At 70.1% G+C, this 24,200-nt stretch carries 22 protein-coding genes and 1 pseudogene; 10 read left to right on the top strand and 13 right to left on the bottom strand.

Annotated features, from left to right (window positions below):
* The first annotated feature begins 61 nt into the window (after positions 1-61).
* Positions 62-826, top strand: coding sequence for a methyltransferase domain-containing protein (locus tag RPX00_RS30870; RefSeq protein ID WP_406630639.1), 765 nt, complete (start codon positions 62-64; stop codon positions 824-826).
* Here the strand turns inward: RPX00_RS30870 and RPX00_RS30865 are convergent.
* A complete protein-coding gene (locus RPX00_RS30865) occupies positions 810-1,475 on the bottom strand; it encodes a DNA alkylation repair protein (RefSeq protein WP_406630638.1) in 666 nt (221 codons plus the stop codon). The two genes, RPX00_RS30870 and RPX00_RS30865, sit on opposite strands and share 17 nt — an antisense overlap.
* Positions 1,476-1,576: 101 nt before the next feature.
* Between RPX00_RS30865 and RPX00_RS30860 the strand changes: the two genes are divergently transcribed.
* The gene (locus RPX00_RS30860) at positions 1,577-1,984 is read left to right on the top strand and encodes a hypothetical protein (RefSeq protein ID WP_406630637.1); all 408 of its coding nucleotides are present in this window, start codon (positions 1,577-1,579) and stop codon (positions 1,982-1,984) included.
* Here RPX00_RS30860 and RPX00_RS30855 read toward each other — a convergent pair.
* The 9 genes from RPX00_RS30855 to RPX00_RS30815 all read right to left on the bottom strand — a co-directional run bounded on the left by RPX00_RS30855 (position 1,960) and on the right by RPX00_RS30815 (position 11,427).
* Entirely contained in the window at positions 1,960-2,589 is a 630-nt protein-coding gene (locus RPX00_RS30855) for a flavin reductase family protein (protein WP_406630636.1), read from the bottom strand. The genes RPX00_RS30860 and RPX00_RS30855 overlap by 25 nt on opposite strands.
* 6 nt (positions 2,590-2,595) lie before the next feature.
* Positions 2,596-4,218 (bottom strand): amidohydrolase, encoded by a 1,623-nt coding sequence (locus RPX00_RS30850; protein WP_406630635.1) that lies wholly within the window; start codon positions 4,216-4,218, stop codon positions 2,596-2,598.
* Complete coding sequence (locus tag RPX00_RS30845; protein WP_406630634.1) at positions 4,215-5,240, bottom strand: ABC transporter ATP-binding protein; 1,026 nt, start codon at positions 5,238-5,240, stop codon at positions 4,215-4,217. The genes RPX00_RS30850 and RPX00_RS30845 overlap by 4 nt, the downstream gene beginning before the upstream one ends.
* Positions 5,237-6,055, bottom strand: coding sequence for an ABC transporter permease (locus RPX00_RS30840; RefSeq protein WP_406630633.1), 819 nt, complete (start codon positions 6,053-6,055; stop codon positions 5,237-5,239). Before RPX00_RS30840 ends, RPX00_RS30845 begins: the two co-directional genes overlap by 4 nt.
* On the bottom strand, positions 6,048-6,929 hold the full coding sequence (locus RPX00_RS30835; RefSeq protein ID WP_406643144.1) for an ABC transporter permease: 882 nt from the start codon (positions 6,927-6,929) through the stop codon (positions 6,048-6,050). Before RPX00_RS30835 ends, RPX00_RS30840 begins: the two co-directional genes overlap by 8 nt.
* Positions 6,926-7,966 carry an extracellular solute-binding protein gene (locus tag RPX00_RS30830; RefSeq protein ID WP_406630632.1) on the bottom strand — a complete coding sequence of 347 codons (1,041 nt, stop codon included), beginning with the start codon at positions 7,964-7,966 and terminating at the stop codon, positions 6,926-6,928. The genes RPX00_RS30835 and RPX00_RS30830 overlap by 4 nt, the downstream gene beginning before the upstream one ends.
* Positions 7,967-7,977: 11 nt before the next feature.
* A complete protein-coding gene (locus RPX00_RS30825; RefSeq protein ID WP_406630631.1) occupies positions 7,978-9,249 on the bottom strand; it encodes an aspartate aminotransferase family protein in 1,272 nt (423 codons plus the stop codon).
* A 24-nt stretch (positions 9,250-9,273) separates the two neighbouring features.
* Positions 9,274-10,713 carry an aldehyde dehydrogenase family protein gene (locus RPX00_RS30820; protein WP_406630630.1) on the bottom strand — a complete coding sequence of 480 codons (1,440 nt, stop codon included), beginning with the start codon at positions 10,711-10,713 and terminating at the stop codon, positions 9,274-9,276.
* Between the two features lie 189 nt (positions 10,714-10,902).
* The gene (locus RPX00_RS30815) at positions 10,903-11,427 is read right to left on the bottom strand and encodes a TetR/AcrR family transcriptional regulator (protein ID WP_406630629.1); all 525 of its coding nucleotides are present in this window, start codon (positions 11,425-11,427) and stop codon (positions 10,903-10,905) included.
* Between the two features lie 226 nt (positions 11,428-11,653).
* On the opposite strand from RPX00_RS30815, the gene RPX00_RS30810 reads away from it, so the two are divergent.
* Positions 11,654-12,796, top strand: a complete 1,143-nt coding sequence (locus RPX00_RS30810) for an FAD-dependent oxidoreductase (protein ID WP_406630628.1) — start codon at positions 11,654-11,656, stop codon at positions 12,794-12,796.
* On the opposite strand, the gene RPX00_RS30805 is transcribed toward RPX00_RS30810, so the two are convergent.
* Together RPX00_RS30805 and RPX00_RS30800 are read right to left on the bottom strand one after the other, a co-directional pair.
* The gene (locus RPX00_RS30805; RefSeq protein ID WP_406630627.1) at positions 12,783-13,721 is read right to left on the bottom strand and encodes a GNAT family N-acetyltransferase; all 939 of its coding nucleotides are present in this window, start codon (positions 13,719-13,721) and stop codon (positions 12,783-12,785) included. The genes RPX00_RS30810 and RPX00_RS30805 overlap by 14 nt on opposite strands.
* A gap of 63 nt (positions 13,722-13,784) precedes the next feature.
* On the bottom strand, positions 13,785-14,441 hold the full coding sequence (locus tag RPX00_RS30800) for an IclR family transcriptional regulator (protein ID WP_406630626.1): 657 nt from the start codon (positions 14,439-14,441) through the stop codon (positions 13,785-13,787).
* Between the two features lie 134 nt (positions 14,442-14,575).
* On the opposite strand from RPX00_RS30800, the gene RPX00_RS30795 reads away from it, so the two are divergent.
* Positions 14,576-16,438, top strand: a complete 1,863-nt coding sequence (locus RPX00_RS30795) for an FAD-binding monooxygenase (protein WP_406630625.1) — start codon at positions 14,576-14,578, stop codon at positions 16,436-16,438.
* A 74-nt stretch (positions 16,439-16,512) separates the two neighbouring features.
* Positions 16,513-16,623, top strand: a pseudogene (locus RPX00_RS30790) (IS5/IS1182 family transposase); the annotation flags it as partial.
* A gap of 236 nt (positions 16,624-16,859) precedes the next feature.
* On the opposite strand, the gene RPX00_RS30785 reads toward RPX00_RS30790, so the two are convergent.
* Positions 16,860-18,281, bottom strand: a complete 1,422-nt coding sequence (locus tag RPX00_RS30785; RefSeq protein ID WP_406630624.1) for an alpha/beta hydrolase — start codon at positions 18,279-18,281, stop codon at positions 16,860-16,862.
* Positions 18,282-18,485: 204 nt separating this feature from the next.
* Between RPX00_RS30785 and RPX00_RS30780 the strand changes: the two genes are divergently transcribed.
* The 5 genes from RPX00_RS30780 to RPX00_RS30760 all read left to right on the top strand — a co-directional run bounded on the left by RPX00_RS30780 (position 18,486) and on the right by RPX00_RS30760 (position 24,199).
* Positions 18,486-20,594 (top strand): 2Fe-2S iron-sulfur cluster-binding protein, encoded by a 2,109-nt coding sequence (locus tag RPX00_RS30780; RefSeq protein WP_406630623.1) that lies wholly within the window; start codon positions 18,486-18,488, stop codon positions 20,592-20,594.
* A gap of 58 nt (positions 20,595-20,652) precedes the next feature.
* Positions 20,653-21,450: a helix-turn-helix transcriptional regulator gene (locus RPX00_RS30775; protein WP_406630622.1), complete on the top strand. Its 798-nt coding sequence runs from the start codon at positions 20,653-20,655 to the stop codon at positions 21,448-21,450.
* A gap of 33 nt (positions 21,451-21,483) precedes the next feature.
* A complete protein-coding gene (locus RPX00_RS30770) occupies positions 21,484-22,599 on the top strand; it encodes a WD40/YVTN/BNR-like repeat-containing protein (protein WP_406630621.1) in 1,116 nt (371 codons plus the stop codon).
* Positions 22,596-22,901, top strand: a complete 306-nt coding sequence (locus tag RPX00_RS30765; protein ID WP_406630620.1) for a MoaD/ThiS family protein — start codon at positions 22,596-22,598, stop codon at positions 22,899-22,901. Before RPX00_RS30770 ends, RPX00_RS30765 begins: the two co-directional genes overlap by 4 nt.
* A gap of 92 nt (positions 22,902-22,993) precedes the next feature.
* Entirely contained in the window at positions 22,994-24,199 is a 1,206-nt protein-coding gene (locus RPX00_RS30760) for a Shedu anti-phage system protein SduA domain-containing protein (RefSeq protein ID WP_406630619.1), read from the top strand.
* Position 24,200 lies beyond the last annotated feature (1 nt).

The following is a 24,200-nucleotide window of genomic DNA, read 5'->3' as shown; positions in this document are numbered from 1 at the left end:
CCGCGTGGCGCCAGCCGATCACCTGATCCGCGTCGCCGGCGTTTCTGGTTCACTCGAAGACATGGCCGAGACTTTCGGAGTCCCCAGACCGGACAAACTCGATTACTACGCCCGCGTCGCCGAGGCCGGACGCGACTACAAGCGCCAGGTGCTGGCCGCGCTCGACCTCCGGCCCGGGCTGACCGTGCTGGACGTCGGGTGCGGGCCGGGCACCGATCTGCCCGCCATGGCGGAGGCGGTGACGTCCTCGGGCTCGGTCATCGGGGTGGACGCGGAACCGCGCATGGTCGAGGCGGCGGCTTCCGTGTCGCGGGCATCGGTCCGGCTGGGCGACGCGCACGCGCTGCCGCTGGCGGACGCGAGCGTCGACCGGGCTCGCGCGGACCGGATGGTGCAGCACGTCGCCGATCCCGCCGCGGTTTTCGCCGAACTGCACCGGGTGCTGCGGCCGGGCGGGCTGGCGTGCGTGGCCGAACCGGACTGGGACAGCCTGGTGGTCGATCCCGGGGAGCGTGCGACGAACCGCGCGTTCAACCGTTTCGTGTGCTCGACGATGGTCCGGAACGCGACGGTCGGCCGCTCCTTGCCGCGGCTGGCGCTGGCCGCCGGGCTGGAAGTGCGCGACGTCTCGGTGGCGACGCCGGTGTTCCGCGATTTCGAGACAGCGGACAAAATTCTCGGCCTGAGCCGGAACACCGAACGCGCGGTGCGGGCGGGTCAGCTGGACCGGGCGGAGGGAGACCGGTGGCTGGCGGCGCTGGCCGCGGGGCCGTTTCTGGCCGCGAGCATGGTGTTCGTCGGGGTGTTCGTCAAGCCTGCCGCTTGACCATCTCGGCGATCCAGACCGGCGCGTACGGCGAGGTGCAGTTCGGCGGAGTCGGGTAGTCCTTGAGGACGCCCAGCCGCTCGCCGATGCCGATCGCGCGGGCGCGGAGGCCCGGGTTCTCGATGCCGATCTGCGCGAGACAGTGGTTCATCGCCCACTGCAACCGGTCCGGGGCGGCTTTCATCTCGGCTTCGATGACGTCGAGCAGCCCGGAAAGGTCGAGCCCGTCCGGCTTCTTCGCGACGCGGCCGACGGTCAGCGTCCAGCCCGCGCTCGCCACCACCGGGTCCGGGTCGTCGAGCCAGGCCACGCGGAGGTCCTCGGCGTGGCGGGACTTCTTGACGAGGTTGACGAGGAGCCAATCGTGGACCTTGGGAGTGCCCGCCTCGCGCAGCATCCGGTCGAGGTCGTCGCGGCCGAACTGCTTGGGCCGCGCGAGGAGGAGGGCGAGCAGGCGGGCGTTGGTGTCGCCGGTGCGCCACAGCTCGAGGGCGAGGTCGGGCTGGGCTTTGAGGTCCTTGGCGAGGGCGCGGAGCTTGCCGAGGTTGACGCTGTGGTCGTCGCCGTGCTTCTCGTTGACGGCCCGGATCTTGGGGTCGTCGAGGTCCGCGAGCCGGGCTCGGACGCTGGCGAGGGTCGCGTCGGCCACCGGGAACCTCCCTGGTCAGGTGTGGGCAGGGCCGAGGATACGGGATCTGCCGGGCGCGTTGTCGACGGTAACGCGGGCGAGGCGGGGCGCGTCTTCCGGACATGACCCGGACCTGCCTCGCACTCGCCGCCATCACGCTGGCCTTGGCGCTGGCCGGGTGCGCCGTGGATCCGCCTGCCCCGCGCCCCGCCGCGGTGCCATCGGCGACGAGCCAGCCGAGCCCGGAACCCGCTCCGTCCACGACGGCGACCCCGCCACCGCCTGCGACGTCCACCGCGACGAGCCCGCCGAAGCCACGGGCCGCGCCGAAAACCACCGCCAAGCGAAGCGACCCGGCGACCAGCCCGGGGTGCGGCCAGCGGGCGGTCACCGCGGGCAAGTTCAACCCGCGCTGCAAGGAATACCAGGGCTATCTCGACCCCGGCGGGCCCGGCCGTCCGAAAACGTCCGGCGAAATCCAGCACGACTACCTATGTCAGCAGGGCTACCTGGCCGAACCCGACTGCTGACCCCCGGCCAGGAACTCCTCCGGCGCCGGGATCGGGACCCGCACCCAGTTGTCCACGCGGGTGAACGTCGCGCCGCCCATGCGGCCGACCGGGTGGTACCTGTCCTGGTCCAGGCGGCCGTCCGGGCGGAGCAGGCGGTCGTCCACCGCTACGCCGACCACCTCGCCGAACACCAGGTGCGCGCCCTTGAACTCGTCGATCTTCACCAGCGTGCACTCCAGGCTCGGGCCGGCGCCGGCCGGATGCGGGACCGCGATCCGCACCCCGGGCGACCACGACAGGCCGACGTGTTCCGCCTCGTCCACCGAAGAGTCCACTGTGGACGCGGTGCGCGCGACTAGCTCCTCCTGACCGCTCAGTGCCATCGTGATCGCGAACTCGCCGCGCGCGGTGATGTTGTCCAGCGTGTCCTTCGGCGCGTCGGAGATCGAGAAGAGCACCGTCGGCGGGTCCATCGTCAGCGGGGCGAAGTAGCTGAACGGCGCGAGGTTCCGCACGCCCGCGCCGTCCACCGTGCTCACCCACGCGATCGGCCTCGGGACGACCGCGTTCTTCACCATCCACACGAAAGCGCCGCGGTCAGCGTCGGTATTGCTGCTGTACACAAACCCTCACTCTGTCACTACACGTCCCCCGAGCACGGTCAATTCCGACCGTACGCTCAGCAGTTCCGGGCCGGCAGCGGTGACCGGATCGTGGGCGAAAACCGCTAGGTCGGCGAGGGCGCCGACACCGAGCGTGCCCTTGACGTCCTCCGCGTGTTCGAGCCAGGCCGGGCCGGTCGTCCACAAGCGCAGCGCTTCCTCCCTGGTCAGCGGACTGTCCATCCTCGAGAACTCGTTCGGGCCGGGTGAGCCGGTGAAGGTCGCGACGCCGCGTCGCCAGTCCGGGACGGTCACCGGGGCGTCCGAGCTGTCGGCGACGACCACGCCGTGGTCCAGCAAAGCCCGGGCGGGGAACGCGTCGGCCCACCGGGGCTCGCCCAGCACGCGGACCATCGACGGGCCGCTGTAGGTCCGCATCAGCGAGCTGGTGATCACCCCGATTCCGGACCGTGCCAGCCGGGACAGCACCGCGGCGGACAGGAAGGTGCCGTGGATCAGCGCGTGCCGGGCGTCCGGCCACGGGTCGGCCGCCTGCGCCGCCTCGATCGCGTCGACCACCGCGTCCGCCGCGCGGTCGCCGGTCACGTGGACCTGCACGCGCACCCGCCGCACGTGGGCGGCCAGGATCAGTTCGTGCAGTTCTCGCACGCGCGCGTCGTCGTCGGGTCCGAAGGTCACGAGGCTGCCGTGGTCGCCCGACGGGTACGGCGAATGCATCCACGCGGTGCAATGCGTCGGCACGCCGTCGGCGAACAGTTTGATGCCGCCGATCCGGAGCAGGTCGTCGCCGACGGAGAAGTCCGTTTCGTCCAGCAACCGTGCCAGCGACGAGGCGGACGTGGTCGGCGACGGCCAGTTCCAGTGCAGCAGCGCGGTGATCCGCATCCGCAGGCGGCCGGCGGCGTGCAGGTCCCGGTAGTCCTGCCACAGGCCGGGCGGGACGATCGGGTCGGTCACGCTCGTCATCCCGAGCGCGTTCAACCGCTCCATGGTGCGCACGATCGAGTCCAGCCGCACTTCCCGGCTCGGCTGCGGCACCAGCGACGCGACCAGCTCCTGCGCGCTCTCCACGAGCACGCCGGTCGGCTCGCCGGCCGCGTCCCGCACGATCTCCCCGGCCTCAGGATCCGGCGTCGACGCTGTGATTCCCGCACACTTCAGCGCCGCGCTGTTCGCCCACACCTCGTGGGACGACGCATGATGCAGCACCGTCGGCTGTGAACCAGTCACACCGTCCAGCCAGGCACGTGTGGGAACTTCACAGCCGTCCGCGAACTCGGCGATCGTCGTTTCCCGCCAGCCCCGGCCGACGATCCACTCCCCCGGCGGCGCGTCGGCCAGCGCGCGGGCTACCGCGTCCAACGTCGAGGCAGCGGACAGGTCCACACAGAACTCCGGACCGGCGGCGGCGTAGAACGCCAGGTGCAGATGCGCGTCGTTCAGTCCAGGCAGGACAGTCCGCCCGGCCAGCTCGATCACGCGCGCATCCGGGGCTGCCGCGGCGGAAACCGTCTGGTCGTCGCCGACCGCGGCGATCCGGCCGTCCGACACCAGCACCGCGGAGGCAGTGCCGACCGCCGGGTCGAAAGTCCGGACCACGCCGCCGCGCAGCAGCAGATCCTCAGTCATACCGCCGCCAATTCCGGGACATCGCCGCTCGGCACCACGGCCTGATGCTCCGGATGCCAAGCCACTGTCACCTCGTCTCCTGGCCGATGCTCGTGCACGGCACCGGCTGACAACACCGCACAACCGCGCGCGCCGTCGGAGTAGCGCAGCCAGATCCGCGTGTGATCGCCCACGTACACGATGTCGGTCACCTGCGCGCTCATCCGCTGGTGTCCACTGGGGACTGACTCCGAAGGAGCGTGCAGCGTCAATCGTTCCGGCCGCACGATCGTCACCTCCCCCGGCGTGAGCGACAGCGCATTCGACTCGCCGATGAACTGCGCGACGAACAACGTCTCCGGCCGCTCGTACAGTTCCTCCGGCGTGCCGACCTGTTCGATCCGGCCGTCGTTGAATACCGCGATCCGGTCCGACAGCGTGAGCGCTTCCTGCTGATCATGCGTCACGAAGAGAAACGTCATCCCCAATTCCCGGTGCATCCGCGCGATTTCGCGTTGCAGCTGATCACGCAGCTTCTTGTCCAACGCGCCCAAAGGCTCGTCCATCAGCAGCGCGCGCGGTTCGTACACCACCGCCCGGGCCAGCGCGACCCGCTGCTGCTGACCGCCGGAAAGCTGACGCGGCAGCCGATCCCGCACCGCCGACAGCCCGACCAGCTCCAGCACCTCGTCGACCCGCCGCGCGATCTCCGGCTTCGGCACCTTGCGCTGGGTCAGTCCAAACGCGACATTCCGCGCCACCGACATGTGCGGGAACAGCGCGTACTGCTGGAAAACCACGCCGAGATTCCGCCGGTGCGGTTTGAGCCGCGAGATCTCCTGACCGTCCACAGTGATCGATCCGGACGTCAGCGGCGTGAACCCGGCGATCATCGACAGCATCGTCGTCTTGCCCGAACCGGACGGGCCGAGGAAGGTCATGAACTCGCCGTCGGCGATGTGCAGCGAAACGTCGTCCACGGCGGGCCGGTCGACGCCGGGGTACGCCTTCGTCACGCGGGCGGTCGCGATTCCGTCATTCATGATTGCTCTTTTCGGCGCGAAAGGGCGGGGACGAACAGCAGAACGGTGGTGAACACGACGATCAGGCTCGACGCGGCGGCGATCGTCGGGTCGATTTCCAGCACGATCGATTCGTACATTTTCACCGGCAGCGTCTTGATCGCGGGCGTTTGCAGGAACAGCGCGACCACGACCTCGTCGAACGAAGTGGCGAAGGCGAACACGAAACCGGACAGCACGCCGGGCGCGATGATCGGGAGCACGACCTTGCGCAGCGTCGTGAATCGCGGCGCGCCGAGGCTGGCCGCGGCTTTCTCCATGGTCGGGTCGTAGCCGGCGAGACTCGTCTGCACCGACGTGAGCACGAACGGCAGGCCCAAAACCGCGTGTGCCAGCACGAAACCGAGCATCGTGCCGTTGAGCTGCCAGCGCAGGAACACCCCGTAGATCGCCACCGCGACGACGATGCCGGGCAGGATCATCGGAGCCATCAGGAGCTGCCGGACGACTCCCGCGCCCCGGCGCATCCGGTCCAGCGCCAGCGCGGCCGCCACGCCGAGCACGGTGGCCAGCGCGGCCGCGAGCAGGCCGACCTGCAGCGAATTCGCCAGTGCGGCCAGCCATTGCTTGCTGGTGAAGAACTCCGCGTACCAGTGCCACGACCAGTCCTTCGGCGGGAACTCGAACGTCGAGCCCGCGCCGAAGCTCATCGGGATCACCACGAGCGTCGGTGCCACAAGCACGAACGCGACGAGGACGACCCACACGCGCAGGCCCCAGCCGAGGCTCCGCTGCCGCACCGCCGCGGCCCTGCTGATGGACGGATTGTCAGCCACGGCCAGCACCTCCTGCCGCACTGGTGCCCAGCGGCGCGGCCACGCGGCTGAGCACGGCGAGCACCACGAGCGTGACGACCAGCAGGATCGTCCCGAGCGCACCGGCGCCCGCGAAGTCGAGCAGGTCGTTGACCTGGGTGCCGATCACCTGCGCGACCAGCGCCTGCTGCGGCGTGCCGAGCAGCGCCGGGGTGATGTAGAAGCCCAGCGACATGATGAACACCACCGAAACGCCGGCCAGCACGCCCGGCATCGACAACGGCACATACACCCGCAGGAACGCCACCGGACGCCGCGCGCCGAGGCTGCCCGCCGCGTGCAGCAGGCTGCGATCGATGCTCAGCATCGAACTTTGCAGCGGCAGCACCATGAACGGCAGCATCACCTGCACCATCGCGACCGTCACGCCGGCCACCGAACCCAGCAGCACGACCCCGTCGATGCCGATCCCCGCCAGCGCCCTTTCGATGACGCCGCCGCGCTGTTCGAGCACGTACCAGGCGAAGTTGCGCGCCATCAGGCTGGTCCAGAACGGCATCAGGACCAGCAGCGTCAGCACCGACCGGGCGCGGCGGCCGACGAGCGTCATCGCGTAGGCGTAGGGATACGCGATGACGAGCGTCGCCGCGGTGATGATCAACGCGGTCCGCAGCGTCCGCAGCACCACGCGGATTTGCACCTCGTCGCCGAGCACCGCGAGATAATTGCTCACGCCGAACGAAGGCTCGGTGAAACTGCGCCACAGAATCACGGCCAGCGGGTAGAAGAAGAACACCAGCACTACCGCCGCCGCGGGAAGCAGCAGCCACGAGGTCCGCCGTCTTTCGGACCCGGCCCGCGCCGCGGCGGCGGGGCGGGCCGCCACGGCGGTCATCCGGTCGTCCAATCCGACCACGCCTTCACCAGCTCGGGCCGGTTCGCCGCCCAATAACGCACGTTGCTGAGCACTCGCAAGTCCTCCTTGCCCTCGCCCCAGATGTCGAGCTGGCGGCCGATCTCCGAACGGGCGGCGGGGGCGGCCGTGTTGGCCGGTCCCACGCCCGCCCGCGCGGCGAAGTCCGCCGCTTGCGCCGGTTGCGAGGCGAAGCGGATGAGCTTCTTCGCCTCCTCGGCGCGTGCCGTCCCCTTCGGCACCACGAGTACGTCCCAGGTCACCGGCACCGGGATGTCCGGCACCACCTTCCAGTGCGTCGCCCCTGCCTTGAGCAGCGAAAACGCCCGCGCGCTGACGATCAGCGCCATGTCCGCCTGCCCGCCGGCCATGCGTTGCTGCTGGTCGCCGTACGTGCTGCTGATGGACAGCTGCGGCCGGATCCGGTCGTACATCCGGAGCGCGCGGCGCATGTCGAGCGGGTACAGCTTGTCCCGCGGCACGCCGTCGGCCAGCAACGCGGCCTCGATGGTGCCGACGCTCGGGTCGCCGCCGTAGATGATGCGGCGGCCGGGGAACTGCTTCGGGTCGAAGAAGTCGGCGAGTTTCGTCGGCGGATGCTGGCCGTAGACCTTCGAGTTGTACATCAGCATCATGCCGAAGAAGGCGTCCGGCACCCCGCAATCGGTGAGCGAGCCCTCCGGGAACCCGGCGGCCTGCGGGCCCATGTCGACGCGTTCGAGCAGGCTCCCGCACACCGCGGCGGCCGCGGACGCGTCGGTGTCGACGACGTCCCAGGTCACCTTCCCGGCCTCGACCATCGCCTTGAGTTTGGCGTTGCTCGACGGGCCGTCGATGGTGACCGTAGTCCCGGTTTGCTTCTCGTACGGGTCGAGCCACGCGGCGCGCTGGCCCGCCTGGTACGCGCCTTGGCCGTAGGAGGCGAACACGAGCGAATTCGGGCCGCCCTCGGAAATCGCGCAGCCGGTGGTGGTGAGCAGAAGCGCGGCGGACAACAGCGTCGGTATCCGGCGTCTCATGGCTTCTCCGTTCAGCTCGCCGCGGCCGCGACGTGCTTGCACAGCACGTCGGCCAGCGTGTCGATCTGTCCCTCGGTGATCACCAGCGGCGGCGAGAGCACGATGCTGGTCCCGGACGCGCGGACCACCACGCCGTCCGCGCGGCAGCCCGCCTGCACCGGCGCGGTCGGCCGGTCGGCGAACTCGATGCCGAGCATCAGGCCGACGCCGCGGACCTCGCGCACGTGCGGCAGTTCGGCGAGCGGGTCGAGCCGCGCGCGCAGCCGGGCGCCGAGGACCGTGGCGCGTTCGAGCAGGTTCTCCTTTTCGATGATGTCCAGGTTGGCCAGCGCGACCGCGGAGCCGACCGGATGGCCGTTGTAGGTGAAACCGTGCAGGAACGTCGCGCCCTCGGCGAGTTCGAGCACGCTGCGTCCAATGAGGACCGCACCCATCGGAATGTACCCGCTGGTGAGCCCCTTCGCGGTGACGATCATGTCCGGTTCGACGCCGAAGTGCGCGCTGCCGAACCAGTGCCCGGTGCGGCCGAACGCGGTCACGATCTCGTCCATGATCAAGAGAATCCCGTGCCGGCGCAGCACTTCCTGCACGCGCGGCCAGTAGCCCTCCGGCGGCGGCACCATCCCGCCGACGCCGAGCACCGGTTCTCCGATGAACGCGGCGATCCGATGTGGACCGATCTCCTCGATGCGCTTTTCCAGCTCCGCCACCAGAAGATCAGTCGCTTGTGGACCGTGCTCGAGACCGTGCGGTTTGCCGAGCCATTCGACGTCCGGCAGCAGCGGTCCGTACCCGGCGCGCAGGCCCTCGATCCCGGTCGCGGCCAGCGAAGCGCCGCCCATGCCGTGGTAACCGCCGTGGCGCGCCAGCACGACCGTGCGCTCCGGCGAACCGGCGTGGTGGAAGGCGAGCCGGGCGAGTTTGATCGCGGTTTCGTTGCCCTCCGACCCGCCGTTGGTGAGGAAAACGCGTTCCATTCCGGCCGGGGCGAGCGACAGCAGGCGTTCGGCGAGGCGGATCGACGGGGCGTTGGAGTAGTCGCCGAAGGACGAGTAGAACTCCAGCTTGCGGATCTGCTCGGCGGCGACGTCGGCGAGTTCGGCGCGGCCGTGGCCGACCGGGCACTGCCACAGGCCGCAGGTGCCGTCGAGGTACTGGTTGCCGTCGGTGTCCCACAGCAGCGCGCCCTCGCCGCGGTCGAGGACGAGCGGTTCGGCCGGGGCGCCGATCACGGTGTGCGGATGGATGAGGGTGCGCTGGTCGACGGAGGCGAGGTCAGTCAATGCGGATTCCTTTCGGGGAGCGGTTCAGAACCGCAGGGCGACGGCTTTGGTCTCGGTGTAGGCGTCGATGCCTTCGGCCCCGCCTTCGCGTTCCTGGCCGGAGTTCTTCTGGCCGCCGAACGGCAGTTCCGGCCGCACCGGAGCCGGGTCGTTGACACCGAACACGCCGAAGTCGAGCCGGTCGAGCGTGCGCCAGATGCGGCGCAGATCGGTGCCGAACACGTAGGCGGCGAGGCCGTAATCGGTGGCGTTGGCCAGTTCGACGGCTTCTTCGTCGGTGCGGAAGGTCGCTACGGCGAGGACCGGGCCGAACGTTTCCTCGTGGCTGATGAGCATGTCGGGCGTGACGTCGACCAGGACGGTGGGTTCGAAGAAATGGCCCGGCAGCGCGGAATCCGTCCACCGGTTGCCGCCGACGAGCACGCGCGCGCCCTTGCCGACCGCGTCGGCGACCTGGTTCTCCACCTTCGCCAGCCCGGCCGCGTCGATCAGCGGGCCGACGTTGGTGCCCTCGGCGTCGCCCCGGCCGACCTTCAGCGCGGCGGTTTTCTTCTCGATCAAGGAAAGCAGGTCGTCGCGGACGCTTTCGTGGACGAACAGCCGGTTCACCGCCGTGCAGCTCTGCCCGGCGTTGAAGAACTTCCCGATGACGACGCCCGCCGCGGCCGCTTCGAGATCGGCGTCCTCGAACACGATCGCCGGCGAATGCCCGCCCATTTCCAGCGACGTGCGGCGCAGGATGTCGCCGGTCTGGCGCAGCAGGCCCAGCCCGACCTCGGTGGACCCGGTGAAGCTGACCTTGCGCAGCCGCCGGTCGGCCAGCAGCGCGCCGACGAGTTCGGCGGGCCGGGTCGTGGTCAGCGACTGCAGGACCCCGGCGGGCAGTCCGGTGTCCTGCACGATTTCCAGCAGCGCGGTGGCGATCAGCGGGGTCTGCTCGGCCGGTTTCGCGATGACCGGGCAGCCCGCCGCGAGCGCGAGCCCGACCTTGCGGATCAGCATGCTGGCCGGGAAGTTCCACGGCGTGATCGCCAGCACCGGGCCGACCGGCGCGCGCAGCACGAGCCCGGGGCCGGCCGCGTTCGCCGGGGTGACCCGCCCGTACGCGCGGCGGCCCTCCTCGGCCGCCCACTCGAGCATCCGGGCGGCCCCGGCCAGTTCGCCGTTCGCCTCGGCCAGCGGCTTTCCGTTCTCGCGGCTCAGCAGCGCGGCGAGTTCGCCTTGCCGGGCGCGGATTCCGGCGGCCGCGGCGCGGAGGTGGCCGCCGCGGGTTTCCGGGTCGGTGTCCGCCCAGCCGCGGGCGGTGCGCGCGGCCGCGGCGAGTGCGTCCCGCGCCTGGTCTGGTCCCGCGTCGGCGGCCTGGCCGAGGACGGCGAGGCTCGCGGGGTCGACGACGTCGAACGTCGCCGGGGCGGACTGCCAGCGGCCGTCGATCAGCAAGGTCGCGGCGGCGGTGTCGGGCATCGGAGGTGCCTTTCGGGTCGGCGGGTCCGGGGATGCGCCGAGTCTGACCCCAAGGTGTTGATTAAGTCAACACCTGAGCGGCGGCGAAATTCCGCAAAGGACAGTGGGAAGTTCTTGGCGCGCAACGGTATCCGGCAGCACTTCCGCCCCGGCGGCGTCGGGCGCGGCCGGGGTGCGGGAGGGTTCGGTTTACCGCGCGGCCGCGAGCAGGCCGCGCAGGGCTTCGAGCGCCGGGCCCGGATCGACGTCCGGGTCCGCCGCCTGGTGCAGGAACATTCCGTCGAGGGCGTAGAACACGATCTGGGCCAGCCCGCCGCCCGCCGACAGTTCCTTGCCGACCGCGGCGAGATAACCGTCGTAGAGGCGGCGGACGACCGGCCGCAATTCCGGCCGCCGCGCCGCTTCCACGACCAGCTGATACTGGAACACTTGCAGGTCCGCGCTGTCCCGGAACCGCTGGCGCACCTCGGGACCGTCCGCGTAGACGCCGGTGCGGGCTCCGATCAGCCCGTTCTCCGCGCTCTCCTCCAGCACGAGGTCCAAAGAGGACTGGAGGAGGTCGTCGATCGAGTCGAAGTGATGCTGGACCGCACCGGTGGTGCAGCCCGCCGCACGGGCGACCGCGCGGTAGGTGAGGCCGCGCAGCCCTTCGGAGGCGACCACGCCGATCGCCGCCCGGCGCAGGGCGAGCTTCATCCCGGTGGGGTCGTCCATGGTTCCGCACCTCCTCCGCTCAGGCTACATTACGTTTGTAATGCAGACCAGACCCGCGGCGGAAATCGGCCCTTGACAATCCGGTTCCGGAAAAAGCTAGGCTGGCCCAGGACGTCGAAAGCCACGGCCCGGTAGGTAGTCCGGGCGGCGCTGAGCGCTCGTACCCGCACCGCTCCGGTGCGTCCAGCACGTCCCCGGTATCCCGTGTCCAGAAGGGGAATTCGCTGTGCCTGGAAAACCTCGCGTCCTGATCATCGGTGCCGGCGTCGGCGGGCTCGCGCTCGCGCAGGGGCTGCGGCGCGCCGGGATCGCCGTCACTGTCTGCGAACGCGACAGCTCAGCTGCCGGCCGGCTGCAGGGATACCGCCTGCGGATCGACCCGAACGGCCTCGACGCGCTCGACCGGTTGCTGCCGGAAAAACTCAGCCAGGCGGTGTGGGAGGCCAGTTCCTCACCTTCCCGCAGCGGCTACCTCAACGGAACGCCGCCGGCCGAGCCCGTCGAACGGAACGTCTCGATCAACCGGCTCACCCTCCGCGAGATCCTCCTGCACGGCCTGGAGGACGTCGTCGAGTTCGGCCGCGAGTGCACCGGATACCACCGGGACGACGCCGTCACCGCGACCTTCGCCGACGGCTCCACCGCGTCCGCCGACGTCCTGATCGCCGCCGACGGCGTGAATTCCGTGGTACGAAAGCAATACCTGCCGCACGCACCCGTCGTGGACACCGGTGTGCGCATCCTGTACGGCCGTTTCCCGCTCACCCGCGAGACGGCCGAACTCATCCCCGACGAGTGGTTCGGCATCTACACCGGGCTCGTCGGCCCGGACAACCAGCACATCGGCATCGCCCCGGTCCACTCCCGGCGGCCCGCTCCGCTGCCGGATCTCACCGACCCCGGCGACTACGTGATGTGCCTGTTCGCCGCCCGCACGGAACTGCTCCCCTGCCCCGACGGCGAACTCCGCGCCGCGACCGGCGAACAGCTCCGGGATCTGACGGTTTCCCTGGCCCGCCAATGGAATCCGAAGGCGAGCGAGCTGCTGGCGCTCGCCGATCCCGCGACGCTGTTCCCGATCTTCATGCGAACCAGCGTGCCGATCGACCCGTGGCCGACCACCTCGGTGACGCTGCTCGGCGACGCGATCCACGCGATGAGCCCGGCGGTCGGCGTCGGAGCGAACATCGCGCTGCGCGACGCGGACCTGCTCGCCGCGAAGCTCGCCGAGGTCGCCGCCGGAGCCGACCTCATTCCGGCGCTGCGGGAATACGAGACGGCGATGATCGGCTACGGGTTCGACGCGGTCCGGAGGTCCGCGAAGTTCGGCGCGCTGCGGATGGGCCAGCCCCCGCTCACGCGGGTTTGAGCAGCGGCACGTCGCGGCAAACCTCGCGGAACCCGACGCTGTAGTACAGCCCGCGCGCCGACGGATGTCCAGGCGCGCCAAGGCAAGCGACGGTCGCGTGCGTGGCCCCGGCCGCCCGCGCGCGGTCCATGCCGTGCAGCAGCATCGCCCGGCCCAGCCCGAGCCGCCGGTACCCCGGATGGGTGCCGACCGGCTCGAACTCGGCGGTCTGGTTCGCCTCGTCGAGCCACAGGATCGTGGACGCCGCCATGGTCCCGTCCGGCGCTTCGACCAGGATGTGCAGATCGCCGCGGTACGCCGGGGTCGCGCGGACGCCCTCGTAGCTTTCCAGCGAGTACGCGACCGCGCCCCAGGCGTCGAGGTGAGCCTGGACGGCCGCCTCCGGTCCGGCCTCGGCCGCGGTGCGGAAGCGGAATCCCTCCGGCAGCACCGGCTTTTCCAGGTCGGCGAGGTCGCGTTCGTTCAGCTGCGTCCAGGATCCGGTGTCGCCGAGCCCGTCTGGATCGGGCCGGTAGCCGTGCGCCGCCCAGCGTTCCAAGCCGAACTTGTCGGCCTCGCCGGGCAAGACGGTGCGTTCGAGGCCGTCCGCGGTGGCGTCGAACCAGTCGATCACCTCGTCGACCAGCGCGGCGTGGTCGGGATGGACCTGAAAGGCCAGGTAGGCGCCGGTAATGTCCTTGACCGACCCGTCGCTGCGCCGGACGCTCCGGGGCAACGACGCCCAGCCCCACGCGACGAGGTCGTCGCCGTCGAACCACAGCCGGCGGACCCAGCTCTGCCCTTGCGCGGCGTGCCCCTTGCCCCAGTTCCAGGACAGCTCACCGTAGGCCGCGTCGCTGTTGACGAGGTCCTGGCGCACGGCGGTGATCCGCTGCGCGAGGCCCTGCATGAGCTGGACGTCCGCGGCGGTCAGCAGATCAGTCATAGTCGGCCACTCTTTCAGGCAGCCAGCCAGGCGTCGAGCGGTTTTCCCGAACGCGGCCGTCCATTAAGGATTCAGCTCGGCCCGGATCACCTGCGCCGCCTGCTCGAGCCGTGCCCCGATCGCCGGGACATCGGCCGGTCCGGTCAAATACACCACCGCCAGCGCCGCCGGATGCTGTCCGGGCACCGCGAGCGGCACCGCGATCGACGACAGCCCGGGGATCACCTCGTCGTGGCTCGTTTCGTACGGTGCCTTTTCCCCGCGCAGCTGCTGCAGAATCGCCCGCCCTGGAGCACCGTCGGTAATCGGATGCCGGCTGCCCGGCCGTTGCGCCACCGCCGCCGTCGCCTGCCTCGGTTCGACGCTGGCCAGCGTGACCACGGAATCCTCGCCGTCGAGCGTCGCGAGGAACGCCGTCATGCCCAGTTCGTTCGCGAGCACGGTCAGCTCCGGCAGCGCGATCGACTGCAGATCGCGGGAAACGTTGCGCGCCAGCGCCGCCAGCCGCGCGCCCAGTTCCAGCTCTCCGTTCGCGCCGCGCACCACCAGGCCGTGGTCTTCGAGCGTGCGCACGATGCGGTAGGTGATCGACCGGTGCAGCCCGAGCCGCGCCGCCAGTTCGCCGATCGACAGCGGCGCGTCGGCTTCGGCGAGGACTTCCAGCGCGGTGAGCCCGCGCGACAACGTCTGCGACCCGGCCGCTTGCTTGGCTTCCGTCACGACTCGGTCCTTCCCCGCGGGGTCTTGTGCACCGGAGCGGCCCACCTTAGCATCGATGTACTCAATAATTGAACAGGCAGTTCGATTATCGAACACGGTCCCCCTGGGCGCTTCACAGTGAGGTGAGGAAATCCATGCAGTTCCACCACCACGGCTACGTTTCCGGCGAACCGCGCGTCCTGCCCGCCGCCGGAACCGGGATCGACCGGCCCGCGGAACTGCCGGACGAGGTCGACGTGCTGATCGTGGGCACCGGCCCGGCGGGCATGATCACCGCCGCGCAGCTTTCGCGGTTCCCGCACGTCACCACGCGCATCGTCGAACGCCGCGGCGGGCGGCTCGAGGTCGGCCAGGCCGACGGCATCCAGGCCCGCAGCGTCGAAACGTTCCAGGCCTTCGGTTTCGCGAACCGGATCGTCGAGGAGGCGTACCGGATCACCACGATGTCGTTCTGGAAGCCCGATCCCGCCGACCCGAAGCGCATCGTCCGCTCGTCGCGCGTGCCCGACGACCCCACCGGGATCAGCGAATTCCCGCACCTCATCGTGAACCAGGCCCGCGTGCAGGACTATTTCGCCGAGTACATGGCCAACTCGCCCAGCCGGATGACGCCCGATTTCGGCCTGGAATTCCAGTCCCTGACCGTCACCGAGGGCGACGAATACCCCGTCACCGTCACGCTGCGGCACACCACCGGCCCGCGCACCGGCGAGGATCGCGTCGTGCGGGCGAAATACGTGGTCGGCTGCGACGGCGCCCGCAGCGCGGTGCGCGAGTCGATCGGCCGGGAACTCGTCGGCGACCAGGCGCTGCACGCGTGGGGCGTGATGGACGTCCTCGCCGTCACCGATTTCCCGGACATCCGCACGAAATGCGCCATCCAGTCCCACGACGGCGGCAACATCCTGCTGATCCCGCGCGAGGGCGGCGCGCTGTTCCGGATGTACGTGGACCTCGGCGAGGTCTCCGCGGACGACCACGGCGAGGTGCGGAAGACGACCATCGACCAGATCATCGCGCGCGCCAACGCGATCATGCATCCGTACACTGTGGACGTTAAGAACGTGGCGTGGCACAGCGTGTACGAGGTCGGCCACCGCCTCACCGACAAGTTCGACGACGTCCCCGTCGGCGACTCCCGGCTGCCCCGCGTGTTCATCACCGGCGACGCCTGCCACACGCACAGCGCGAAAGCCGGGCAGGGCATGAACGTTTCGATGCAGGACGGGTTCAACCTCGGCTGGAAACTCGGCCACGTGCTGGACGGCCGAGGTCCCGCGTCGCTGCTGTCGACGTACTCCTCCGAACGCCAGCTGATCGCGAAGAACCTCATCGACTTCGACAAGGAATGGTCGACCCTCATGGCGACCCGCCCCGAGGACCTGGCCGATCCGGCGGAGCTGGAAGAGTTCTACGTGAAGACCTTCGAGTTCCCGTCCGGGTTCATGACGTGCTACCAGCCCTCGGTGCTCATCGCGACGCCGGAGCACCAGGACCTCGCGACCGGCTTCCCGATCGGCAAACGCTTCAAATCGGCCCCCGTCATGCGGGTGTGCGACGCGAACCCGGTCCAGCTCGGCCACCACGCCCAGGCCGACGGCCGTTGGCGCATCTACGTTTTCGCCGCGCCTGCTCCGGTCGCGGAATTCGCGGACTGGCTGGGCAACTCCCCCGAGTCGCCGGTCGTCGCGCACACGCCGGAGAACCTCGACATCGACGCCTGGTTCGACGTCAAGGTGATCTATCCGCAGCCGTACGAGGAGGTCGATCTCGGCGAGGTCCCGGAGGTCTTCCTGCCCCGGACCGGACCGTTCGGGCTGATCGACTACGAGAAGGTCTACGCGGCCGACCCGGCGGACGACATCTTCGCCGCCCGAGGCATCTCGCCCGGCGGAGCGGTGGTCGTGGTCCGCCCGGACCAGTACGTCGCGAACGTCCTTCCGCTCACCGCCACCGCCGAACTGGCCGCCTTCTTCGCGCCGATCTTCGGTCCGTGAGGGGACTCTGATTCCTCAGAGGGTGTTGTGGAACCTGGTTTTGGTGCGGTGTGTCGGTGGTGGTATCGGGTCGGGTGTGCGTGTGTTCGTGTAAGCCGGTGTATGGCTCGTCGTTGACGGATGCGCAGTGGGCAGTGGTCGAGCCGTTGCTGCCGAGAACCCATCCAGGACTGGGCGGGCGCCCGGGCTGCTGCTGGCCGGGATCCGGGCACGGTTTCCGCTGCTCGGCCTGGTGTGGGTGGTGGAACGAACCTTCGGCTGGCTCACGAGGCGGGAGACGCTTGACCCGCGGCGACGAACGAAAAACCGCCCACGCCGAGGCGATGATCCGGTTGATGGCCGCCCGCCGCCTGACAGAAGACACCAACGACTAACTACCCAGGTTCCACAACACCCTCAGGGTTCCCCTCACGGACATTGGTCAGGAACGCTCGGCCGGGCAGAACCTGTCCCGCGCCGGGAACTTCCCGTCGACCAGGTAGGCCGTCGCCGCGTCGTTCAGGCAGGCGTTCGCGCCCGCGCCGTACGCGACGTGGCCGCCCTGGTCGGCGGTGACCATCCGGGCCCGGCCGCCGAACGCCCACCGCGTGCGCAACGCTCCGGGCAACGGCGTCGCCGGGTCGCGGAGGTTCTGCACCATGAGCACGTCGGCCGGTCCGCCGCCGGTGATCCGCACCTTCGGCTCCGCCGGCGCGGGCCAGTACGCGCACGCCCGGATGTTGGCCGCGAAGGCACCGTACATCGGGTACCGGACCCCGTCGGTCTCGACGTTGCGCTGATAGGTCCGCACCGACGTCGGCCACCGCGAATCGCCGCAGATCACGCCGAGGTAGCCGACCGGGAAGGTGCCGCGGTCGCTGGCATCCTTCGCCGCGGCGGCGCCGGGAAGCGGCTGGTGCGTGTCGAGCAGATGCCAGTACGTGGCAAGCTCCTTGAAACTGGCGTCGTTGCGAAGCTCCCCGGACGTGAAGCCGCGGAAAGCCGTGCCGTCGAAGCCGGATTCCGGCTTCCGTTCCAGCCGGTCGGCCAGCTCGTAGTACTTCGCGGTGACGGCCGCCGGAGTGGACCCGAGGTGATACTGCTGGTCCTTCTCCGCGGCGTACTTCGCGAAGTCCGGGAACCGCAGCTGGAAGCCGAGTCCTTGCGCCCGCAGCGCTTCGACGTCGTAACCCTCCGGCGGCAAGCTGCTGTCGAGCACGACGCGGTCGCTTCGCTCCGGGAACAGCGTCGTGTACACCGCACCGAGGTAGGTGCCATAGGACTCGCCGTAGTAAGAAACCTTCGGCACCCCCAGCGCTTCGCGGATGCGGTCCATGTCGCGTGCGGTGTTCGCGGTGGTGATGAACGGCAGCAGGTCAGCAGTGTCCGAAGTGATGCACTGCTTGGCGATCTGCTTCGCCAGCTCGGCGGACTTCGCCACGTCCGCCGGATTGTGCGGGTACGGCGGGTTGGCCGCGACTGCCCTCTGCTCATCGGTGAGATTGCAGGTCAGCCCCGCGCTCGCACCGATCCCTCGCGGATCGAAGCCGACGATGTCGTAGCTGTCGCGCACCGCCTGCGGAAACGGCTGGGCGACCGGGGCGCGCAGCCCAGCGACACCGGGTCCGCCGGGGTTCATCAGCAGCACCCCGCGCCGCTTCTCCGGCTTCGCGGCGGGCAACCGGGAAACGGCGACGTCGATCTTCCGCCCGTCCGGATGCCGGTAGTCCAGCGGAACAGGCACCGTCGAACACTGCAGTCGGGGCGTGCCGGGACAGGCACTCCACCGCAACGGCGCGGCCGACACTGGCGCGGCCGACACCAGCCCCGCCAGCGCCGTGGCGACAAGCGCGATTTTCAGCATCAGGGTCTCCTCATCGGATCTGGTTGCCCCTTCACCACATCAGCCGGGAACCGGCCGGACCCCTGCCGTTTGTCACCCCCGTGCGGGCCCGGAATGCGAGCACCCGGCGCGGCCGGACCCCGCTGCGGCAGCGGTGAACACCGGGTTCGCGCGGCGGCGAAAAGCGAGTAGCCGAATACCCGAGCTAATGCTCACAATAGAGTCATGACCAGCGAAAACCTGGCGACCGAACCTCGCCGGCTGACCACCGTCGACGAGCTGGAAGCCGCCATCGGCCGCCCCAGCTCGGCGATCATGCTGAAGCAAATCGACCGGCTCGACGAAGGCTGCGAAACGATCCTCGCGCACTCCCCGTTCGCCGGATGCGGCTACCGGACCGCCAGCGGCACCCGGCACAGCACCTTCGTCGGCGGCGCACCCGGCTTCCTGCGCGTCCGGTCCCCCACGCGGCTCTCGTTCGCGTTGCCCGCCACCGCCCCGGAACCCGCGCTTGACCATGGCATCTCCTTCGTGATCCTGCTGCCCGGCGTCGGCGAGACCCTGCGGATCAACGGAACCGTCGTCGCCGCGGACGGGCCCGAGACCGTGGTGGATCTCCTGGAGGCGTACGTCCACTGCGGACGGTGCGTCTTCCGCTCCAAGCTCTGGCAACCGCGACCAGTGTCCGCCACGCAACCGGCCCCCGTCGTCGACGGTCCGCTGAGCCGGCCCGGCGTCGCCGATTTCCTCGCCCGCGCCCCGTTCCTGGTCCTCACGACCGGCGACGCGACCGGCGGAAGCGACACGAGCCCGCGCGGTGACCAGCCTGGCTTCGCGCAGGTCGTCGACGGCCGTACGATCCTGATCCCGGACCGCAACGGCAACAAACGCGCCGATACCGACCGGAACCTGTTGCAAGACCCGAATCTCGCGCTCGCCGCGCTCGTTCCCGGCCGCACCGACGTCCTGCAACTGCACGGCACTGCCTCGCTCACTACCGAGCCAGCTCTGCTGGAAACCCTGTCGCTGCGCGGAAATCTCCCTCAGGCGGCCCTGCTGATCGACGTGGCGCACGCCGAACTGGTCCCCAGCGCAGCGATCGAGCGGTCGCGTCTGTGGCATCCGGAGGCGCACGTCGACCGCGCCGAGGTGCCGGATCTGATGGCGCTGGCGGTAAAACAGGCGGCGCGCAGCAGCGTCGCCGGCGCTCCGTCGGGATTCCTGATCAAGCTGGCCGCGAGGTTCCCGAAACTGATCAGATTCGCCATCAATCAGGGATACCGCAGCCAGCTGCACAACGAAGGCTACGTCGATTCCGCGCCGGAACTCGAACGCCCGCTGCGCACCGTGCGCGTCGCGGAGATCCGCCGGGAAACGCCGCGAACGGTGACCGTCGCGCTGGAAGACGGGGCTGCCTTCGATTTCCGCCCCGGCCAGTTCTTCACCTTGATCGCCGACCTCGGCGGCCGGTCGGTGCGCCGGGCCTATTCCGCTTCGTCGGTCCCCGGAACAAAGCGGCTCGAAGTGACCGTGAAGCGCGTCGAAGGCGGCCGTTTCTCGTCCTATGTCCACGAACGATTGCGGGTCGGCGATCGCCTCTCGGTGCGCGGGCCGTCCGGCTCGTTCCACCCGGACCCGCGCGCCGATCTGGTGCTGATCGCCGCGGGCAGCGGGATCACGCCGATGATGAGCGTCCTGCGCACGCGGCTTTCCCGGCCAGGCCGCAGCCGGATCTCGCTGCTGTACGCGAGCCGGTCCTCGGAGGAAACGATTTTCGCTGCTCAGCTGGCCCGGCTGCAGCGCCGCCACCCTCGCCGGCTGCGGGTCACGCACGTGCAGTCCCGCCCGGACGAAGGGTGGACCGGCGAACGCGGCCGGATCGACGCGGACCTGCTGCGCCGGTGGCTCGGCGACGCTTCCCCGTCGGCGGAGTACTGCGCCTGCGGTCCCGAACCGGTGATGGCGGCGGCCAGGACCGTGGCCGCCGAACTGGGCGTGCCGGACGAGCGATTCCACGAAGAGCGCTACACCAGCGGCGCTTTCGACCCGGCGGAAATGAGCGCCGAACCGCAGGAAATGATCGTCGAGAACGTCGGCTCCGCGGTCGTGGAACCCGGCGACACGCTGCTCGACGCCGGCCTCGCCGCCGGGTTGCCGATGCCGTACTCGTGCACCGTCGGAAACTGCGGCGAATGCCTGGTCCGGCTGCGCTCGGGCGAGGTGTCGATGAAGCAGCCGAATTGCCTCACCGAGCGGCAGCTCGCCGGCGGCTACGTGCTCGCCTGCGTCGGCTGCCCGCGCTCGGCGGTCGTGCTCGACCTGGAAGACGGCTGATTCCCGGAATTGTCGGTGGGCGGATTTACCATGGCGGCACATCCGAGGAGGTGTGCACATGCGGGACGCCGTGCTCGAGGCGGCGAGGTTCCTCGCCGCCGGGCGGACCCGGCCGCTCACGCTCGAGGACGTGGCCGACCACGTCCGGTACAGCCCGTTCCACCTGGCGCGCGCGTTCGAGCGGGAGATCGGCCTGCCGCCGGGCAAATTCCTTGCCGCGCAACGGTTCCAGCTCGCCAAGGAGCTGCTGCTGGACACCGGCGAGAAGGTGGTCGACATCTGCCACGAGGTCGGCTTCTCCGCGCCGGGCACGTTCACCACGCGGTTCACCGCGGCGGTCGGGGTGAGCCCGCACCAGTTCCGGCAGCTGCCCGGCCTGCTCGCCGAGCATCCGCCGGAACCGGTGCGGGTCGCGGGGCCGGACCGCGCGGGCGGCGCCGTCACCGGCCGCGCGCTGCTGAGCCCGGCCGCGGTCGCCGCGCTCGACGGCGCGCCCGCGGTCTACGTCGGGCTGTTCGCCGGATCGTCGGCGCGCGGCATCCCGGTCAGCGGCTCGCTGCTCGGGCCGGATCTGGAGTTCGCGCTCGTGGGCGTGCCGCCGGGCACGTACCGGCTGCTGGCCTGCGCGCTGCCGTCGGCCGCGGGCCCGCGCGGGCAGCTCGCGCCGAGCGTGCGGGCGGTCGGCGGGGCGGCCCGCCCGGTGCGGGTCCGGGCCGGGCCGGAGCCGCTGCGCCAGGACGTCCGGCTCGACGTCGCGCCCGCGTGGTCGCCCCCGGTGCTCGTCGCGCTGCCGCCGCTGGCGTCGGCGGGAGCGCAAGAATGGAGAGGCGGCTCCCGTCTCGCGCGATTAGGTTGAGCCTGGTCAGGGGCTGGCAGTCAGGGAGAAGGCATGCCTGGAGTTCGCGTTTTGGTCGGCACGCGCAAGGGCGCGTTCATCCTCACCTCGGACGAGGGCCGCACCCGCTGGGAGGTGGACGGCCCGCACTTCGGCGGCTGGGAGGTCTACCACCTGGCCGGGTCGCCCGCGGACCCGGACCGGCTGTACGCCTCGCAGTCCACGTCGTGGTTCGGCCAGCTGATCCAGCGCTCCGACGACGGCGGGAAGACCTGGAACCAGGTCGACCACGACTTCGCCTACGAGGGCGGGGCGGGCGAGCACCTCTGGTACGACGGCACGCTGAAACCGTGGGAGTTCACCCGGATCTGGCATCTGGAACCGTCGCTCACCGACCCGGACACGGTGTACGCCGGGGCGCAGGACGCGGCGCTGTACCGCAGCACCGACGGCGGGAAGAGCTGGAACGAGCTGACCGGGCTGCGCAAGCACACGTCCGGGCCGGGCTGGCAGCCGGGCGCGGGCGGGCTGTGCCTGCACACGATCATCCTCGACCCGGGCAATTCGAAACGGATGTTCGCCGCGATCTCCGCCGCGGGCGCGTTCCGCAGCGACGACAGCGGCGAAACCTGGCAGCCGATCAACCGCGGCCTGCGCTCCGACGGCATCCCCGACCCGGACGCCGAGGTCGGCCACTGCGTGCACCGGATCGCCCAGCACCCGTCGCGGCCCGACGTGCTGTACATGCAGAAACACTGGGACGTGATGCGCTCGGACGACGCGGGCGGCCACTGGCGGGAGATCAGCGGCAACCTGCCGAGCGACTTCGGTTTCCCGATCGCGGTCCACCCGCACGAACCGGAAACGGTGTACGTGGTCCCGATCCGCAGCGATTCCGAGCACTACCCGCCGGAAGGCAAGCTGCGCGTGTACCGCAGCCGCACCGGCGGCGACGAATGGGAACCGCTCACCGCGGGCCTGCCGCAGCAGGACTGCTACGTGAACATCCTGCGCGACGCGATGGCCGTCGACACCCTCGACGAGGCAGGCGTCTACTTCGGCACCACCGGCGGCCAGGTCTACGCGTCGAACGACGCGGGCGAAAGCTGGACCCCGATCGTGCGCGACCTGCCCGCGGTGTGCTCGGTAGAGGTGCAGACCCTGCGATGACCGCCGTCGTCCGCGTCAAACTGCCCACCCACCTGCGCCGCCTGGCGAAGGTCGAGGGCGAAATCCAGCTGCCGGTCGGCGACCCGCCCACCCGGGACACCCTGCTGGACGCACTGGAACGCGCCTACCCCCAACTGCGCGGCACGGTCCGCGACACGACCACCGGCAAACGCCGCGCGTTCGTCCGGTTCTTCGCCTGCGAGGAAGACCTCTCGAACACCGCCCCGGACACCGCCCTGCCCGCCCCGGTCCTCTCCGGAGCCGAACCGTTCCTCATCATCGGAGCCATGGCAGGCGGCTGACCCCCGAACCACCGGCCGAGGGGAAGAACCCCGGGCCCCGGCCCGTCCCAGCGACGCGCCGGGGCCCGGGGCTGATTCGAGAGGCAGGATTCATGCAGTTCCGGGCGGACTGGGCGCTCGAGCTACAACTCGAAGAGACCGAGCGCCGAGCTGAGCAGGAGAACGTGCGGACCGCGATCGGGGCAGTACTGCGGCATCTGCGGAGCGGAAAGGGCCGCAACCGCAGGGGAGGGCAGGCGCTCGCCGATCGTCTGACCGAGGCCCGCCAATGCGCTGCCGACGAGGGCGAATGGCACGTCGTCCGCCTCCTGCAGGACGCCTTGGACTACTGCGAGGGGCGAACGACCAAGCCGGAGTTCGAGGAGCGGTTCCGGCTGTTCCAAGACGGGACGCGGAACAAGACCAACCTTCACTTTTTGCGACGCACCCTCGCAAGCATGGAACAGTTCGTCAAAGGCCGGGGGCAGGAATTTCTTGAAGAGCGCCCTGAAGCCACCGCTGCCGAACTGCTCGCCGAAATCTCCGCGGTGACTGCGGACGGCGCATTCGCTGAGGCACCCGACGACCGGCCCGGCAGATACCGGATCGTCCGCGGCCAGGCCGAAACCGCCCTCTGGCTCGAACGCATCCTCCGCAACCGCGTCGACATCGTGAACCCAGCCGAGGCCGCTCGCGCCATCGCCACCTCGCCGGAGGCGCTCGCCGTCCTGGCCGACGAAGACAGCAGCCGACTGATTCTCCGCGCCGCCGAGCTGAAACGGCAGGAACACGGCCTGGCGACAGTACGGCGCATCTCGGAGGACCCGTCCGCCTCCGAGGAAGACCTGCACCGGGCGTTGCTGGCGAACACCTGGATCTTCGGCGGCCGCTACCTGGGAGCCGCCGCCCGGCGAAGGTTCGCCACGGGCACCGAACTGGACATCCCGCTGCTCAGAGCGGATGGGGTTCTCCACGTCGTCGAACTGAAACGGTCCATCCAAGCTGGCACCGTCATCAGGCGCCACCGCAATGCCTGGATCCCCGCCGACGAAGTGCACAAGGCGGTCGGGCAAGCGATCAACTACCTCGTCGCGCTAGACGAGGAACGCCACGCTATCCGCGCCCAGTACGGCATCGAAACCCGCCGGGCAAGCGCACTGGTCCTGATCGGACATCCGGGCTTACACCCCGATCTCCCCGAAGAAACCGTCAACGACACCCTCCGCACGCTCAACGCACACACCAGCCGCGTCGAAGTCCTCACCTACAAGGAACTCCTCGACAGTGCCGAACGGACCCTCCGGGGCACCACTGAATGAC

Source organism: Amycolatopsis sp. WGS_07, from assembly GCF_045278895.1.
GTDB lineage: Bacteria > Actinomycetota > Actinomycetes > Mycobacteriales > Pseudonocardiaceae > Amycolatopsis.
Note: the sequence above shows the minus strand (reverse complement) of the source record. Positions and strands in the feature narration are given on the sequence as shown.

What these genes read in the sequence shown, in the direction of transcription:
- RPX00_RS30870 (WP_406630639.1), top strand. Translation starts at nt 62, where the DNA reads ATGGCCGAGACTTTCGGAGTCCCCAGACCGGACAAACTCGATTACTAC.
- RPX00_RS30860 (WP_406630637.1), top strand. Translation starts at nt 1,577, where the DNA reads ATGACCCGGACCTGCCTCGCACTCGCCGCCATCACGCTGGCCTTGGCG.
- RPX00_RS30850 (WP_406630635.1), bottom strand. Translation starts at nt 4,218, where the DNA reads ATGACTGAGGATCTGCTGCTGCGCGGCGGCGTGGTCCGGACTTTCGAC.
- RPX00_RS30845 (WP_406630634.1), bottom strand. Translation starts at nt 5,240, where the DNA reads ATGAATGACGGAATCGCGACCGCCCGCGTGACGAAGGCGTACCCCGGC.
- RPX00_RS30835 (WP_406643144.1), bottom strand. Translation starts at nt 6,929, where the DNA reads ATGACCGCCGTGGCGGCCCGCCCCGCCGCCGCGGCGCGGGCCGGGTCC.
- RPX00_RS30830 (WP_406630632.1), bottom strand. Translation starts at nt 7,966, where the DNA reads ATGAGACGCCGGATACCGACGCTGTTGTCCGCCGCGCTTCTGCTCACC.
- RPX00_RS30820 (WP_406630630.1), bottom strand. Translation starts at nt 10,713, where the DNA reads ATGCCCGACACCGCCGCCGCGACCTTGCTGATCGACGGCCGCTGGCAG.
- RPX00_RS30815 (WP_406630629.1), bottom strand. Translation starts at nt 11,427, where the DNA reads ATGGACGACCCCACCGGGATGAAGCTCGCCCTGCGCCGGGCGGCGATC.
- RPX00_RS30805 (WP_406630627.1), bottom strand. Translation starts at nt 13,721, where the DNA reads ATGACTGATCTGCTGACCGCCGCGGACGTCCAGCTCATGCAGGGCCTC.
- RPX00_RS30795 (WP_406630625.1), top strand. Translation starts at nt 14,576, where the DNA reads ATGCAGTTCCACCACCACGGCTACGTTTCCGGCGAACCGCGCGTCCTG.
- RPX00_RS30785 (WP_406630624.1), bottom strand. Translation starts at nt 18,281, where the DNA reads ATGCTGAAAATCGCGCTTGTCGCCACGGCGCTGGCGGGGCTGGTGTCG.
- RPX00_RS30780 (WP_406630623.1), top strand. Translation starts at nt 18,486, where the DNA reads ATGACCAGCGAAAACCTGGCGACCGAACCTCGCCGGCTGACCACCGTC.
- RPX00_RS30775 (WP_406630622.1), top strand. Translation starts at nt 20,653, where the DNA reads ATGCGGGACGCCGTGCTCGAGGCGGCGAGGTTCCTCGCCGCCGGGCGG.
- RPX00_RS30770 (WP_406630621.1), top strand. Translation starts at nt 21,484, where the DNA reads ATGCCTGGAGTTCGCGTTTTGGTCGGCACGCGCAAGGGCGCGTTCATC.
- RPX00_RS30765 (WP_406630620.1), top strand. Translation starts at nt 22,596, where the DNA reads ATGACCGCCGTCGTCCGCGTCAAACTGCCCACCCACCTGCGCCGCCTG.
- RPX00_RS30760 (WP_406630619.1), top strand. Translation starts at nt 22,994, where the DNA reads ATGCAGTTCCGGGCGGACTGGGCGCTCGAGCTACAACTCGAAGAGACC.